The sequence below is a fragment of the Haladaptatus ordinarius genome (assembly GCF_054177595.1).
Genome location: NZ_JBPEHH010000018.1, coordinates 46,389 through 60,906 on the forward strand (window position 1 = coordinate 46,389; position 14,518 = coordinate 60,906).

The 14,518-nt window shown below is 63.9% G+C and carries 16 protein-coding genes; 6 read left to right on the top strand and 10 right to left on the bottom strand.

The window, feature by feature from the left end:
* Positions 1-29 precede the first annotated feature (29 nt).
* The 3 genes from glpK (at position 30) to ACR3FF_RS08765 (ending at position 3,502) form a co-directional block, all read left to right on the top strand.
* The gene (gene glpK / locus ACR3FF_RS08755; protein WP_458187614.1) at positions 30-1,571 is read left to right on the top strand and encodes a glycerol kinase GlpK; all 1,542 of its coding nucleotides are present in this window, start codon (positions 30-32) and stop codon (positions 1,569-1,571) included.
* A 1-nt stretch (position 1,572) separates the two neighbouring features.
* Positions 1,573-2,718 (top strand): DUF7973 family transport facilitator, encoded by a 1,146-nt coding sequence (locus tag ACR3FF_RS08760; RefSeq protein WP_458187615.1) that lies wholly within the window; start codon positions 1,573-1,575, stop codon positions 2,716-2,718.
* A gap of 115 nt (positions 2,719-2,833) precedes the next feature.
* The gene (locus tag ACR3FF_RS08765; RefSeq protein ID WP_458187616.1) at positions 2,834-3,502 is read left to right on the top strand and encodes an HAD-IIB family hydrolase; all 669 of its coding nucleotides are present in this window, start codon (positions 2,834-2,836) and stop codon (positions 3,500-3,502) included.
* A gap of 30 nt (positions 3,503-3,532) precedes the next feature.
* On the opposite strand, the gene ACR3FF_RS08770 is transcribed toward ACR3FF_RS08765, so the two are convergent.
* The 10 genes from ACR3FF_RS08770 to ACR3FF_RS08815 all read right to left on the bottom strand — a co-directional run bounded on the left by ACR3FF_RS08770 (position 3,533) and on the right by ACR3FF_RS08815 (position 10,379).
* The gene (locus tag ACR3FF_RS08770; protein WP_458187617.1) at positions 3,533-3,862 is read right to left on the bottom strand and encodes a hypothetical protein; all 330 of its coding nucleotides are present in this window, start codon (positions 3,860-3,862) and stop codon (positions 3,533-3,535) included.
* Positions 3,859-6,243: a penicillin acylase family protein gene (locus ACR3FF_RS08775; protein ID WP_458187618.1), complete on the bottom strand. Its 2,385-nt coding sequence runs from the start codon at positions 6,241-6,243 to the stop codon at positions 3,859-3,861. The genes ACR3FF_RS08770 and ACR3FF_RS08775 overlap by 4 nt, the downstream gene beginning before the upstream one ends.
* Positions 6,244-6,324: 81 nt before the next feature.
* Positions 6,325-6,648, bottom strand: a complete 324-nt coding sequence (locus ACR3FF_RS08780; protein WP_458187619.1) for a 2Fe-2S iron-sulfur cluster-binding protein — start codon at positions 6,646-6,648, stop codon at positions 6,325-6,327.
* Positions 6,639-8,051 (bottom strand): selenium-binding family protein, encoded by a 1,413-nt coding sequence (locus ACR3FF_RS08785; RefSeq protein WP_458187620.1) that lies wholly within the window; start codon positions 8,049-8,051, stop codon positions 6,639-6,641. Before ACR3FF_RS08785 ends, ACR3FF_RS08780 begins: the two co-directional genes overlap by 10 nt.
* A gap of 120 nt (positions 8,052-8,171) precedes the next feature.
* Positions 8,172-8,309 carry a hypothetical protein gene (locus ACR3FF_RS08790; protein WP_458187621.1) on the bottom strand — a complete coding sequence of 46 codons (138 nt, stop codon included), beginning with the start codon at positions 8,307-8,309 and terminating at the stop codon, positions 8,172-8,174.
* A 158-nt stretch (positions 8,310-8,467) separates the two neighbouring features.
* Positions 8,468-8,923 (bottom strand): nucleoside-diphosphate kinase, encoded by a 456-nt coding sequence (gene ndk, locus ACR3FF_RS08795; RefSeq protein ID WP_458187622.1) that lies wholly within the window; start codon positions 8,921-8,923, stop codon positions 8,468-8,470.
* Positions 8,920-9,105 carry a 50S ribosomal protein L24e gene (locus ACR3FF_RS08800; protein ID WP_458187623.1) on the bottom strand — a complete coding sequence of 62 codons (186 nt, stop codon included), beginning with the start codon at positions 9,103-9,105 and terminating at the stop codon, positions 8,920-8,922. Before ACR3FF_RS08800 ends, ndk begins: the two co-directional genes overlap by 4 nt.
* Entirely contained in the window at positions 9,105-9,332 is a 228-nt protein-coding gene (locus tag ACR3FF_RS08805) for a 30S ribosomal protein S28e (protein ID WP_049970866.1), read from the bottom strand. Before ACR3FF_RS08805 ends, ACR3FF_RS08800 begins: the two co-directional genes overlap by 1 nt.
* An 11-nt stretch (positions 9,333-9,343) precedes the next feature.
* Positions 9,344-9,706, bottom strand: coding sequence for a 50S ribosomal protein L7Ae (gene rpl7ae, locus ACR3FF_RS08810; protein ID WP_227376482.1), 363 nt, complete (start codon positions 9,704-9,706; stop codon positions 9,344-9,346).
* A 190-nt stretch (positions 9,707-9,896) separates the two neighbouring features.
* Positions 9,897-10,379 carry a GNAT family N-acetyltransferase gene (locus ACR3FF_RS08815; RefSeq protein WP_458187624.1) on the bottom strand — a complete coding sequence of 161 codons (483 nt, stop codon included), beginning with the start codon at positions 10,377-10,379 and terminating at the stop codon, positions 9,897-9,899.
* Between the two features lie 234 nt (positions 10,380-10,613).
* On the opposite strand from ACR3FF_RS08815, the gene ACR3FF_RS08820 reads away from it, so the two are divergent.
* The 3 genes from ACR3FF_RS08820 (at position 10,614) to ACR3FF_RS08830 (ending at position 14,088) form a co-directional block, all read left to right on the top strand.
* Entirely contained in the window at positions 10,614-11,453 is an 840-nt protein-coding gene (locus ACR3FF_RS08820) for a cytochrome c oxidase subunit 3 (RefSeq protein WP_458187625.1), read from the top strand.
* 215 nt (positions 11,454-11,668) lie between these two features.
* A complete protein-coding gene (gene tmcA, locus ACR3FF_RS08825) occupies positions 11,669-13,909 on the top strand; it encodes a tRNA(Met) cytidine acetyltransferase TmcA (RefSeq protein WP_458187626.1) in 2,241 nt (746 codons plus the stop codon).
* A 23-nt stretch (positions 13,910-13,932) separates the two neighbouring features.
* Entirely contained in the window at positions 13,933-14,088 is a 156-nt protein-coding gene (locus tag ACR3FF_RS08830; protein WP_458187627.1) for a DUF8014 family protein, read from the top strand.
* Positions 14,089-14,518: the final 430 nt, after the last annotated feature.

Genomic DNA, 14,518 nt, shown 5'->3' on the forward strand with positions numbered 1-14,518 from the left:
TTATTTGTTAGCACTACGCACCAGTGGACATGGCTTCGAACGAAACCTACGTTGGTTCCATCGACCAGGGCACGACCGGCACTCGGTTCATGGTGTTCGACCACGCCGGAACGGTCGTGGCGAACGCATACGAGAAACACGAACAGATGTACCCGGAACCGGGGTGGGTCGAACACGACCCCCTCGAAATCTGGGAGAACACGAAGTCGGTCATCCAGTCCGCGCTCTCGGAGGCCGGAATCGAGGGCGGTCAACTGGCGGCACTCGGCGTCACCAACCAGCGGGAGACGACCCTGCTGTGGGACGCGGACACCGGCAAGCCGGTTCACAACGCCATCGTCTGGCAGGACCGCCGGACGACCGACCGCGTCGAGCAGTTGGAGGAAGACGGCAAGACCGAGGACGTTCGGTCGAAGACGGGGCTCGAACCGGACGCCTACTTCTCGGCGACGAAAGCCGAGTGGTTGCTCGACAACGCAGACCCCATCAAAACCCAACGTGCGCGCCCGGCCGACCTGCGCGACCGAGCCGACGACGGTGAGGTGCTGTTCGGGACCATCGACTCGTGGCTCGTCTACAATCTGACGGGCGAACACGTCACGGACGTGACGAACGCCTCGCGGACGATGCTGTTCGACATCCACGAGATGGACTGGGACGACGACCTGTGTGCGGAGTTCGGCGTCCCACAGGCGATGCTGCCCGAGGTCAGGCCATCGAGTGACGACGAGACGTACGGGTCGACCGACGCCGAGGGCTTCCTCGGTGCGGAAGTTCCCGTCGCGGGTGCGCTCGGCGACCAGCAGGCGGCCCTGTTCGGCCAGACCTGCTTCGACGCGGGTGACGCGAAGAACACCTACGGGACGGGGAGTTTCTTCCTGCTCAACACGGGCAACGAGGCCGTCGAGAGCGAACACGGGCTGTTGACGACGGTCGGCTTCCAGCGGTCGGGCGAACCGGTCCAGTACGCGCTCGAAGGCTCCATCTTCGTCACCGGGGCGGCTATCGAGTGGCTCGGCGACATGGACATCATCTCGAACGCGGCGGAGACGGAAACCCTCGCGCGGAGCGTGGATTCGACCGACGGCGTCTACGTCGTGCCGGCGTTCACGGGCCTCGGCGCACCGCACTGGAACCAGCGCGCTCGCGGCACCATCGTCGGGATGACCCGCGGCACACGAAAAGAGCACATCGTTCGTGCCACGCTAGAGAGTATCGCCTACCAGACCCGCGACGTGGCCGAAGCGATGGAAGCCGACAGTGGCATCGGTGTCGACACCCTGCGCGTCGACGGCGGCGCGGTGAAGAACAACTTCCTCTGTCAACTGCAAGCCGACATCCTCGGCGCGGACATCGTCCGCCCGGTCGTCGACGAGACGACCGCACTCGGGTCCGCGTACGCCGCTGGTCTCGCCGTCGGCTACTGGGAGACGGTAGACGAACTGCGGAACAACTGGCAGGTCGACCGCGAGTTCGAAACCGAACCGGACGCCGACATCGACGAGAAGTACGGTCGCTGGCAGGAAGCGGTCGAACGCTCGCTCGACTGGGCCCGAGAAGGGAGTGACTGAGATGGCGGATTTGACACCGCTGTTCGCCGTGGAGATGCTCATCGCCGCGTTCGCCGGGGGCGCGTTCGGTGCGGCGCTCGGGGCGCTTCCGGCGTTCATCTTCACCGGTTTCATGGTCATCGCCGGCGAGGCCGCGAACATCATCGGCAAAGCCGTCGCCGGTGCGTCCGAAGCGGGCGCGGCGGGCGAACTCGCTGCGGTCGGCATCACCGGTACCATCGCGTTCGGCGCGCCGTTCTCACCCGCGATCAGTTTCGCGGGGGGTGCGGCCGCGGCCGCCTACGCCGCGAAGAAAGGGTACATGGAATCCGGATTCGACTACCACAACGCGAAAGACATCGCCTTCGCGCAGGGGACGAAACCCGACGTACTCGGCGTCGGCGGCGTGTTTGGTATCCTCGGGTACTGGCTGACCGTCCTCTCGTCGTCGTTCTCGATGCCCTACGACCCGATCGCCATGGGCGTCGTGCTCTCTGCCGTCGCCCACAGACTCGTCTTCGGCTACGACCTCGTCGGCGACACCAGCGGCGGCATCCTCGACATGAAACCGTTCGAGGATGGTGAACGCCGCGTCATCGGCGAAGCAGCAACGGAGGGCGGCGAGACGACGCCCGACGAACCGGTCGCCGACGGTGGAGCGACCGCGGAGGGACGGTTCGTCGTCGAACCGTGGTTACCTCACCAGTACGAGTGGGCGAACGTGGCGACCATCGGCCTCGTCGTCGGCATCCTCGCGGCGTTCATCGCCTACGAGACGGGGAGTCCGTTCCTCGCGTTCGGTATCAGCGCCGCGAGTCTCGTCTTCCTCAACTGCGGCGTCGAGCGGATTCCGGTCACACACCACATCAGCCTTCCCGCGAGTACGGCGGCGCTCGCGCTCGCTCCCGCGAGCGTGTCGGTCTCGCAGATCCCCCCCGCCGAAGTCGCGACGGCGGTTCCGATACTCCCCGCGCTGGCAGTCGGTGGAGTCTTCGGCGTCGTCTGCGCGCTCGCCGGTGAAATCGTCCAGCGAGTGTTCTACGCGCACGCCGACACCCACCTCGACCCGCCTGCGGCGGCCATCGTCGTCGGTACCTTCCTCATCGCGGTGCTCACTATCCTCGACGTCTTCCCCCAGAGCGTCTGGGTACCGACGATGGGGCTGTAACGCCGCGACGCGTATCCGGCGACGTGGTCGGGAAGACCCGCGACTGGGGGCGACGACCCGCCGGGGAAGACCGGCGAAACACCGGGACTAAGTGCCGGACACCCGAAGTTCGGACATGGTTCCGCCGCTCGTCCTCGACATCGACGGTACGATGACCCGTCCCGACGATTCCATCGACCCGCGGTTTTTCGACCTGCTTCCCGACTGGGATGCGCCGGTCGTCGTCGCCACCGGGAAGGCGTTTCCCTATCCGGTCGCCCTCTGTCACTTCCTCCGCATTCCACAGTGTGTCATCGCCGAGAACGGCGGCATCGTCCTGGTGGACGACGAGGTGACGAAAAACGGGGACGGCGAGGCCGCCCGCCGAGTCGCCGAGGCGTACGAAGCGACGGGCTACGAGTTGGGGTGGGGAGAGACCGACCTGACGAATCGCTGGCGCGAGACTGAAATCGCCGTCCAGCGCGACCAGCCACTCGGCCCGCTGGAAGAACTCGCCAGCGAACACGGCCAGGAGGTGGTCGACACCGGCTACGCCTACCACGTCAAATCGTCGGGGATGAGCAAAGGAATGGGAGTGAAATCCGTCGCAGAACTGCTGTGCCGCGACCCCGAGGAGTTCGTCGCGGTCGGCGATTCGGAAAACGATGTCTCCACCTTCGGCGTCGTCGGCGAGAGCTACGCCGTAGCGAACGCCGACGAAAAGGCGAAACAGGCCGCCGAGACGGTCGTCTCCGAGTCGTACTCAGACGGCGCGATTTCGGTGTTGGAGGACCTTCGGCGGTAGCGACTGACCCCGAACACGCGCGGCGAATTTTCAGACCAGCGCCCGCGCCAGCCCACCGATTCCTCCCGCGACGAGCGGCACGCCGACGGCCAGGAACGTAATCTGACCCATCTCGACCGCCGGAGCGAGCGTGCCGTGTGCGGCGAGTAGTCCGGCGAAAACGAGGATGGCGAGGACGCCGAAACCGAGCCCTGCGAGCACCCCGCGTTTCCACTCTCTCGTGGGGAGACTGACCAGCGCGCCGCCGACCAGCAAGCCGAGCCAGTGGAACCACGCGAGCGCGAGGCCGAGCACTGCTCCCCCGCCGACCAGCATCCATCGGCGAGTGTCGTCGTCCTGAACCGCGTCGAGTCGGCTCATCGTCCCTCCTCAAAGGTGACGGCGACGTCCCCGCGAATCTCGCGTGCCATCGATTTGTACTCCGTGTTCGCCCACGCCCGCAGCTGGTCGCGGTAGTGGTCGGAGAAGTAATCACCCGAGTTGCCACCCGGCAAGATGGCCTCCGAATCGCCGCCCATCGGACAAATCATCCGCCAACTGCTGCCGGCGGCGGACTCCACCCGATAGTTGTTCACGGTGTGGCTCGACCCGTCCGTCGGCAGGTGGGGATAGTTCAGGAACGACTGGTCGAAGGGGTGTGTTATCGCCCGGGTCGTGTTGTAGTCGCCGTAGGTCTCGTAGCCCGCCTCCTCTATCTCCGCTTGGGCGTCGTGTAGCGCCCGAACCATCGCCGTCTTCCTCCCGTCGCCGCCGAACCACCGTTTTCCCCGGAGGTGTGCCAGAACCCAGTCGCGGGGGTAGTAGCTCTCGTCTAACCCCGCCCGTTCGAACTCGTCGCCCAGCACCTCCTCGCGGAAGGCGTCGAACCAGCGAGCGAACAACAGCGCGCCCCGCGAATCGCGGCGCATTCGGTAGTCCCACTCGGAGAGCGTCTTCACGGTCGACTGGAGGTCGTCTTCGCCACGCGCCGCCTCGAGCAGTTCCGGTACGAGTCGTTGAGCGCGCTTGTCGAGCGTGTCTGCCTGTATCGCCTCCATCGTCGCCACGTTTACCGAGCCGGAATCTACCGCCGCGTCCAGCAGTTCGTAAATCCGCTGACCGCGGTAGGGACTGGAGTAGGCTTCCGAGAGATACGGGTCGTCGGTGACGCGCTGGTTGGCGGTGGCCAGCACGTCCGGGTTGACGACGTGCGGTTTCTCCTCGAACGGGACGAACCCCTCCCATGAGGAGACGCCGAAGGGTTCGAAGCCCGTCCACTCGCCCTCCCCGGCGGAACCGTCGAAGATGCGGTCGCCTCGCACCCGCTCGCCGTCCACCGTCCGCCTCGGAATCCGACCGGTGACGTAGTAGAGGGTGTTGCCATCCCGGTCCGCGTGGACGAGGTTCTGTGTCGGCAGGTCGAACTGCCGGGTCGCCGAGAGTACGTCGTCCATCCCCTCGCTCTCGCTGTAGCGGTGAATCGCCAGCGTCGTCTCCGTCGCGGTGTGGCCCGTCCACGCGACGCCGACGCGGTAGCCTTCCCGTTCCAGCATCGGACCGTGAACCGTCTTTCTGACCGTCACGCTGCGGTTCTCGCCGTCGGCAACTTCTATCTCCCGCCGCTCGGTGTCGAACTCGCGCCACGCGCCTCTGTATCGATAGCGGTCGCCTTCCGTCTCGTAATCGTAGAAGTCGATGACGTCTGCCCCGGTGTTCGTAAACCCCCACGCTCCGGCGTGGTTCTCCCCGATGACGACGAACGGCACGCCCGGAAAGGTGACGCCGCGAACCTGCATCTCGCCCGCTCGAAGGTTCATCTCGTACCAGACCGGCGGGGCCATGAGAGTCAGGTGCGGGTCGTTCGCCACGATGGGCTTTCCACTCGCGGTGTGCTCTCCGGAGACGACCCAGCTGTTCGACCCGATTCCGTGTCCGCGTTCGAACTCGCTCACCCAGTCGAGCAGCGACTCACCGACCGTCTCCCTCGGGGGTTCGTACGCACTCGCTCCCCCGCCAGCGTGCTCGGTGCCGCTCTCGTCCCGGTTTTGGCCGCGGTTCTCGCGGCCACTGTCTCGAACGATTGGCGAGTCGTGGTCGAGTCGTGCCGGATACAGGTCGCGTGCTGCCTCCCCGCCGAGCATCTCGGCGACCTTCGCACGCCGGAGGGTGAGAAAGCTCCCGGTCAGATTCCACGAGATCTGTTTTTCCATCAGCATGGTGTCTGCGGGCGTCCACAGGGTGGGGTCGTACTCCAGCAGGGCGAACTCCAGCGGGAGCGATTCGTTCTCGATGTAGGTGTTGACGCCCTCGGAGAACGCCTCGACGAGTTTCCCCGTGTCGGTATCCGAAACGTGATTCCACGTCGCCGCCGCCGCGCCCGCGAAATCCATCTGCACGTGGAACTCGTCCGACTCCAGGGCCGCGTCACCGACGACGGCAGACACCTGACCGCGCATCAGTCGGCGCTGGAGGTCGAGTTGAAACAGCCTGTCTCGGGCCTGAGCGTACCCGACCGCGAAGTAGAGCGCCCGTCCGTCCTCTGCCGTCACGTTCGGAACGCCGTCGTCGTCGTATCGGAGTTTTGCCGGACCGTAGGGGCTCTCGACGCGCCGGTCGGTGCGGTCGGTCGCTCCCTCCCACGCCGTTCCGCTGAGTGGCGCGAATCGCCGGAGATAGCTCCGAACGGGCGAGAGCGACCCGCCGACGACGCTCCCACCGAGAATCGCCCCGACGAGTGCCCGACGGGTGATGTCCGTGTCCATGTATCGAACTGTGAGCGAGCCGATATAAATAAACGTATGCCGGTCGAGAGGTTCGGCGACCGTTTCGTGATGGTCCGTGGGTTACTTCCACGGATTCGTCACGAGGTCGGTCTGCACGTCGACGCCGACCTCGATTCGACAGTTCGCTCGCGCTCGTGCAATACACAGCAAGACGTAACCGTCGTCTAAAAACCTCGATTTCAGTGCCTTCGGTGGTCGTGTGTGTTCGATTCGCCCGTCGAGCAGTCGTCCCGTGCAGGTCGCACACGCGCCGATTCGACAGCCGAAGGGCAGACCGACCGCCGCGCTCTCCGCCGCGTCGAGTACCGACCGTTCGCCGTCGGTGTGGACGGTTTCGGTTCGGCTATCGCGCCAGACGAGTTCGACGCGGTGGCTCACTGCCACACGTCGCTCGTGCAGTCACCATCGGGCCACCGAATCTCGTGTGCCCGCGCCGGGCCGTTTGGCATCTCGCCGAAGTCCACGAGGAAATCCTCGTCCAGGGTCATCGTTCCCTTCCGCGGGTTCACGTCCGCCTTGAGCATCACGGAACCGTGTTCGCCCTCCTCCGGGAAGAACTGGTTGTCCCACGTGGAGAACAACGAGGTCGTCCAGTAGAGGCGCTCGCCGTCGATGGACAGTTGTAGCATCTGTGGCCCCGCGAAGACCGGTCGGTCGTCCTCGCCGGTCGGATGGCGCGGGCCGAAGAGTCCGCCGGCCCACACCCGGTCGGCGAGTCGCGGGTTCTTCGGGTCGCTCACGTCGTACATCCGCACGTCGCCGTGGAGCCAATCCGAGAAGAACAGGTACCGGTCGTCCATCGAGACGAGGAGGTCCGTGATGAGACCCGGCACCGGCATGTCCCAGTCCTCGTGCTCGCGCGGTTCGACGTCGATGACCTTCTCGGCGTGCCACTCGCCGTCTTCCTCGTAGAAGTGGAACATGTTCGAGGAGAGCGCCGCGCCCACGTAACCGTGGGCTGCCTCGGGGTTGTGGAGGAATCGAACCTCCAGCGGAATCAGCCCCTCCTCGCCCAGGTCGATGGTCTGTTCGACCGTTCGGTTCGTCCAGTCCCAGAAGTGGATTTTGTGGCCGTACTTGCCCGCTTCCACGTCTTCCAGGTCGAAGCCGGGGTAGTAGGTCTTCGGTGCGGCCCACTCGCTCGACACCATCACGTTGTGCCGGGGCTGGTACCAGTAGTCGTAGTTCATACCGATTTCGCCCGGCGGGTCCCACCGCCCCTCGATTTCGAACTCCTCGTTCAGTTCGAGGAAGCCACCCGGCAGGTCGCCCTCGGCGTTGCCCAGCATCGAGACGAGTATCTCGCCGTCGGGGATGCAGTGGACGGTGTGCGGTGCCGAGAGGTCGTACTCGTACACTTCCTCGGGTTCGATGGTCTTCACTATCTCCGGGTTCTCGCGGTTTTTCGTGTCCACGATGTGGAGTCGCGACGACCGCTGGCCCGGAACGACGAGGTGTCGGCGCTCCAGTCCCTCGACGTGGCAGGACGACGAACAAGCGTTCCAGCCGAAGTGGTGTAACTCGTCGCCCTCGTTGGGCATCTCCACCCTGTCGACGACCTGGCAGTAAGTGTCGGAATCCGGGTCGACGTTGACGACCGACAGGAAGTCCGGTGCGTCGATGTCCGTGCCGACGTACAGCGATGGCACGTACGCTATCTTCTCGCGCTCGGCCTGTTCGATGGCTGCCTGTGGCGTCGCGTACCCCGGCCCCTCTACCTCGTGGTGGTGTTCGTGGTGTTCGTGGTGTTCGTGTGCTCCGCTTTCTGGTGATTCAGTGTCGCTCACAGTTTTCCCCCGGGTGGGGTACGCTATCGATTGTCGTGACCTGGCGTGTAGCGGAAAATATTGCCTGTTAATTCGTGGTAGCCCGTTCGACATGAACGAAGTGGGGACCGGCTATCGGTCTCACACGCCGTATTCCGTGACACCGAGAATGCCCCCGCATTTCGGACACTCCCAGACGGTTGCGTCGCTGAATTTGGCATCCGTGTCACTTTCGACGACTTCGACGAGTTCTTCTCCGCACGCGAGATAGTGTCCCATATCTCCACACATTCGAATGCCGACAAATATGTTCGGGTCGTTGCGTGTTTCACACGCTTACAGAGACGACTACCCACCCTCGGCAACCGAATAGATATCGAAAAAGAATTCACTAGTACGATCGGTTCGTGTCGTAAAAAGTCGTATCGAGGCTGGATTTACTCGTACAGCCACTCGGCGTCGTTCTTCTCGTACTCGACGAGTTCGTCCTCGTCGAAGAACAACGAAATCTCGCGCTCGTTGGAACCTTCTTCGGTGTCCGAACCGTGGATGACGTTGCGACCGAGGTCGAGTCCGAAGTCGCCGCGAATCGTTCCCGGCGCTGACTCGGCGGGGTCGGTCTCGCCCATCATCGTGCGAACCTGTGCGACCGCGTCCTGTCCCTCCCAGACCATCGCGAAGACGGGTCCGGAGGTGATGAAATCCACGAGGCCCTCAAAGAAGGGTTTGCCCTCGTGCTCGCCGTAGTGTTCCTCGGCGAGTTCCTGGTCTATCTGCATGAACTTCCCGCCGACCAGCTTCAGCCCGCGGTCTTCGAATCGGGAGACGATCTCACCGATGAGGCCGCGCTGGACGCCGTCGGGCTTGACCATCACGAAGGTTCGCTCGGTCATTGTTCACCACCAGCGCCTTCCTCGGTCCACTCGAGGTCGCGCGGTTCGCGCCCGAGGTCGGCGTTCTTCTCACACTTCGATGAGCAGTAGTGGATGGTCGTTCCGTCCGTCCGGACGAACATCGTGCCCGTCCCGGGTTCGATGTCGTTTCCGCAGTAGTCACACTCTCGCGTCTGTGGCATTATTGTCCTCCGATGGAGTCCGCCTCGCGTGCGGTTTCACGCAACTGGAGCACGTCGCCCTCGCGGACGGGGCCGAGACAGTTGCGCGTGATGATGCGCCCTTGGTTCTCGCCCTCTCGGATGCGACATTTGACCTGCATGGCCTCGCCGTGCATCCCAGTCTTGCCGACGATTTCGATGACCTCGGCGGAGGTGGAATCCTCCTGTCCGGTCTCTTCAGCACTCATCGTCTACCACCTCACCGCAGTTCCTCGACCTTGGAGGCGATGTCGTCTACGTCCTCGCTAGCCTCGCCCGCATCGACGATGGCCGCGGCGGCACTGCCGACTTCGAGTCCAGCGGCGTGGCCGACATCGTCCTGCGTCTCGACGAAGACGAAGGGAATTCCCTTCTCGTCTGCGAGTTCGGGCAGGTGCATGACGATCTCTTCCGGCTGGACGTCCTCGGCGACGTAGATGAGGTCTGCGTTACCTCGTTCGACTGCCTTGGTCGTCTCGTTCGTTCCTTTCTTTACACTTCCGGTGTCCCGTGCGACTTCGAGCGCTTCGAGCGCTCGGTCTTGAAGGTCGGCTGGGACGTCGTAGTTGACGTATACTGGCATGGGTTGTTCACCTCCCTGTGCGCTGGCTCAGGCTCCCCTGCCGGATGAGTCCTGTATGGCTAGGAGCATCATCAACCCCGCACAGGTTGTACCCGTCAGTAGATTATGCCCCCATAAAAACGCTTTCAAATAGACGACTGAGTGGTACGCGTGCGCACGCATCCGTGTTGGGTGATTTCGGGCATTTAGTTTATCGACTCCCGGAGGAATACTCGTCGCACAACAGACCGTAGAACAGCACGTCGTGGTAGTCGCCACCCGAGAAGACGTGGTCTCGCAACCGCCCTTCCTGTGTGAATCCGAGGCGTTCGACGAGGGTTCGCGATGCACCGTTGAACTCCACGACCTTCGCGACGACTCGATGAAGCCCTCTCGTGTCGAAGACGTAATCGAGCAGGAGCGACACCGCCTCCGTGGCATATCCCTCTCCCTGCCAGTCAGTGTCTATCCAGTAGGCGATTTCGCCGTGGTCGCGTTCGACGTCGAACACGCTCACCTCGCCGATGGGTTCGCCATCGATACAGACGACGAAGTTCGCGTCGCCGTTGTTCGCGGTTATCGTGTTCTCGTAGAACTCCTCGACCTGTTCGTGGGAGTACGGCCGTAAGAACCCCCAGTGATTTCCGCAAGTCGGGGTCGCTTCGTGCTCGCTGCAGGAGGTCGATGTCTTCACGCTCGGTGGTTCGCAGTTCGACGCGCTCGCCTTCGAGAAAGACGGGTCCGGGCATACAAGAGACGAGACGGAAGGGTGACAAAAACGTTTCACTTCTCTCACAGCAAATTGCCGACCGAAACGTCTTCGAGAAATCTGAATGAGGGTTTTGACGCCACGGCCCGTACTCCGCGCTATGAGTGGGGTGTGAAGACAATGAGTGAGGGAGGCATAGAGACCACGAGTGGAGAAAGAATGGAAGAACGAGAACACGTTCACCATCCGGCGACGGAGGACTGGCCACAGGGGTTCGGCGAGGCGTCGTGGTGGCCCTTCGTCTCCGCGCTGGGTGCGACGGGGTTGTACGCCGGAGCGGGGCTATACGTTCTGAGCCACGGGGACAACGCCTACGTCCCGGCGATGTCCGGGCCCGCGGTGTTCGTCGCCAGCACGGTGGTCTTTCTCGTCGGTCTCTACGGCTGGCTCTACCACGGCTTCGTCGGCCGGTACTGGAGCCGCGAGGCGACGGGGAGTACGAAACTGCGGTGGGCGATGATTCTCTTCCTCGGCACCGAACTGGCGACGTTCGGTGCCGGGTTCGTCTACTACTTCTTCATCCGGACGGGGACGTGGCCTCCGACCGGACAGACCATCCCGCCGCTGCTCAACTCGCTCGTCCTCGCGAACACGCTCGTCCTCGTCGTCAGTAGTTTCACTCTCCACTTCTCGCACGTCTCGCTACACCGGGGGAATCGAAGACGGTTCCTCGGACTCCTTGCCACGACCCTCCTCCTCTCGGTCGTCTTCCTGGGCGGACAGATATTCGAATACTACGAGTTCATCAGCCACGAGGGATTCACGCTCACGTCCGGCGTCTTCGGCAGCGCGTTCTTCGGCCTGACCGGCCTCCACGGCCTCCACGTCACGCTCGGCGTCGTCCTCATGGCGATTCTGCTGGTCCGGGCTCTGATGGGGCAGTACGACGCCGACCGAGACACGTCGGTCAGCACTGTCTCGATGTACTGGCACTTCGTGGACGCCGTCTGGATATTCCTGGTCGTCTCCATCTACGCCGGGGCGTCGCTCACCGGGTGAAGGAGGCGGGTTGGGGAGACGAAACCGGTCGGTTCGCCTCGAAGTACCGCCACCGCCAGAAAGCATTTATTCGATAACGTCCCAGTTGAAACTGGCGAGGTCCCCGCGAAGCGCGAGTGGGTCTGGCGCCATCACCCGACCTCACCTCGCCACGACTCCTGACCTTAATCACACCGAAGAGAAACATCCTTGCGACGCCCTTCCGAAGATAGCGTATGGACGTCGCGTCGGTGGCGACCGCCCTGAAAGCGGAAGCCCGACAGTCGAACGAACGACGACTGCTGGTGCTCGCGGGCGACCGCGACGCGGGATACGCCGCCGTCCGACGCGCACTCGACGCAGCGGCGATTCCACTCGCAGAAACGACGCAGGTTTCCTCCCGGCGCGCACTCGACTGCGAGCAGGTCAGCCAGCACCGCGCCGGTGCCCTTCTCGGAACGACTCACGAGGCCATCGTCTTCGACGCACACGACGAACTCCACCCGAACGCACTGGGGCGGGTCGTCGGCGCGGTGGATGGCGGCGGTCTCTTCGTCCTGCTCGCGCCGCCGCTCGATTCGTGGCCGACGCGGCGAGACGAGTTCGACGAGACGCTCGCGGTACCACCGTTCGACGTCGAAGACGTGACCGGCCATTTCCGACGACGTTTCGTCGCCACGCTCCGCGCACACCCCGGCGTCGCCATCGTCGACATCGATTTGCGAACCGTCGAGAGAGACGGCCTGACGAGTCGCGCCCCGAAAATCGGGAATCGAACGCGCTCGATTCCCGAACACGAGTTTCCCACCGCCGCATACGAAGCCTGCCTCACCGACGACCAGACGACGGCGGTTCGCGCCTTAGAGACCCTCCGCGAGGAGAATCACGTGGTCGTCGTGCAGGCAGACCGGGGCAGGGGGAAATCGAGTGCTGCCGGAATCGCTGCCGGCTGTTTCGCCGCGGACGGAGACGACGTGCTGGTGACCGCTCGAAGCTACCGGAGTGCCCGCGAGGTGTTCGTCCGCGCGGGCGCGGTGCTTGATACGCTGGACGAGCTCGCCGACACCGACCACGACCCGCCGACGCGAATCTCGGCCGAGTCGGGTGGTGTCGTTCGATTCGAGAAACCGACGACGGCGGTCGACTCCGACCCAACTCCCGACGTTGTGCTGGTGGACGAAGCCGCCGCCCTCTCGGTGCGCCTGTTGGAGCGATTTCTCGACTTTCCCCGCGTCGCGTTCACGACGACGGTTCACGGCTACGAAGGCGCGGGACGAGGGTTCTCGGTTCGGTTCCGCGACCGACTCACCGAGAGCACCCACGAGGTGACCGACGTGAACATGGTCGAGCCCATCCGCTACGCGCCGGGCGACCCGGTGGAGGTGTGGGCGTTCCGCGCGCTCGCACTCGACGCCCGTCCAGCAGTCGACCCCCTCGTCGCGGACGCGACTCCCGAGACGGTCGAGTACCGAGAACTCGAACCGGACGACCTGCTCGAAGACGAGAATCTCCTCCGCGAGACGTTCGACCTGCTCGTCCTCGCCCACTATCGAACCGAACCAGCGGACCTCGCGCGTCTGCTAGACGCACCGAACGTCGACGTGCGGGCGCTCTGCCGTGGCGGTCACGTCGTCAGCGTCGTGCTGCTGGCTCGGGAAGGGAATCTCCCCGCGAGCGTGCGCGAGCACATGTACGACGGCGGACGCGTGAGAGGCAACATGCTCCCCGACGTTCTCACGACGCAACTGCGTGACTTCGACGCCGGGGCTCCGGAGGGACTGCGAGTCATGCGCATCGCCACCCACCACGCCGTGCGCTCGTCGGGGCTGGGGTCGCGCTTGCTCGGCGAGATTCGACGCGAGTTCTCAGACGTAGACTGGCTCGGCACGGGGTTCGGTGCGACCCCCGAACTGCTTCGGTTCTGGCGCGAGAACGGCTATCGAACCGTCCAGCTCTCGACCACACGCAACGACGCCAGCGGCGAGTACTCGGCGCTCATGCTCGACCCACTCAGTGACGCGGGCCGCGACCTGTACGACCGTCACACCCGGCACTTCGTAGGGCGAATCGCGTCGGTGCTCTCGGATGCTCTCCGCGATATGGAACCGGACGTGGTGCGGGAGGCGCTTCGGGCGACCGATTCCACCATCTCGCCGTCGCTCTCGGACTGGGAGTGGCGACTCGTCGCCGCCAGCGCCTACGGTCCGGGACAGTTCGACCACGCCCCCGAGCCCTTCCGGCGACTCGTCGTGAAACAGTTGGTCGATCCGGCCGAACCGGACCTGCTCTCCCCTCGACAGGGGCGCCTGCTGGTGCGGAAGGTGTTGCAAGCCTACCGGTGGCCGCAGGTAGCGGACGAACTCGGCTTCCACTCGACGGGCGAGGCCATGCGGGCGTTAGGCTCGGCCTTCCAGCCCCTCGTCGACCAGTACGGGAACGACGCGGCGCAGGAAGAAATCGAGCGGTACACCGATTAGGGGCGACGCCCAATGGTCGGACGATGGAGTGTGCCGAGGACGACTGCGACGACGAGGCGTCGGTGCGCCTGCATATCCCGTGGGCCGAGAATCGAGAGGTCTGTACCGGGCATGCACGGGTGCTGGTCCAGAAAGACGGTGTCGTGGCGGAACCGCTAGAGGACGTCGAGTGGAAGTAGCGAGTCCGGGCTTTTCGAATCGTTTGGCTTCTCACCCAGACGATTTCCGACTTTCCGGGACGACTTTCAACTTTCCAAGACGACGTTCCACCTTCTCAGACGACTTTTCGACTTCTCACACGGCCACGAGCGCAGAACTCGCCGCAATGGCTCGTTCTGCGCTCGACGGGGGAGAGTAGGGCGGTCTCCTGGCGGTTGAAGGGCGAACGAGCGGAGCGAGTGAGGGCTTCGTTTTGCCCTAGCAATAGTCTACGTGGAATCATTCGCTCACTGTAGGTTGTTCCGGGAGAATCATCGTATCAGTAGAGACGCTAGTGCTTCGTCAACCATAGATTGTTAAGAGACAATCTGTTAGAGAGGATATGGTAAACAAGGAGTATACGGTTGATCTTTCAGACGAGGAACGCACCGAGCTCGAATCGTTCGTCTC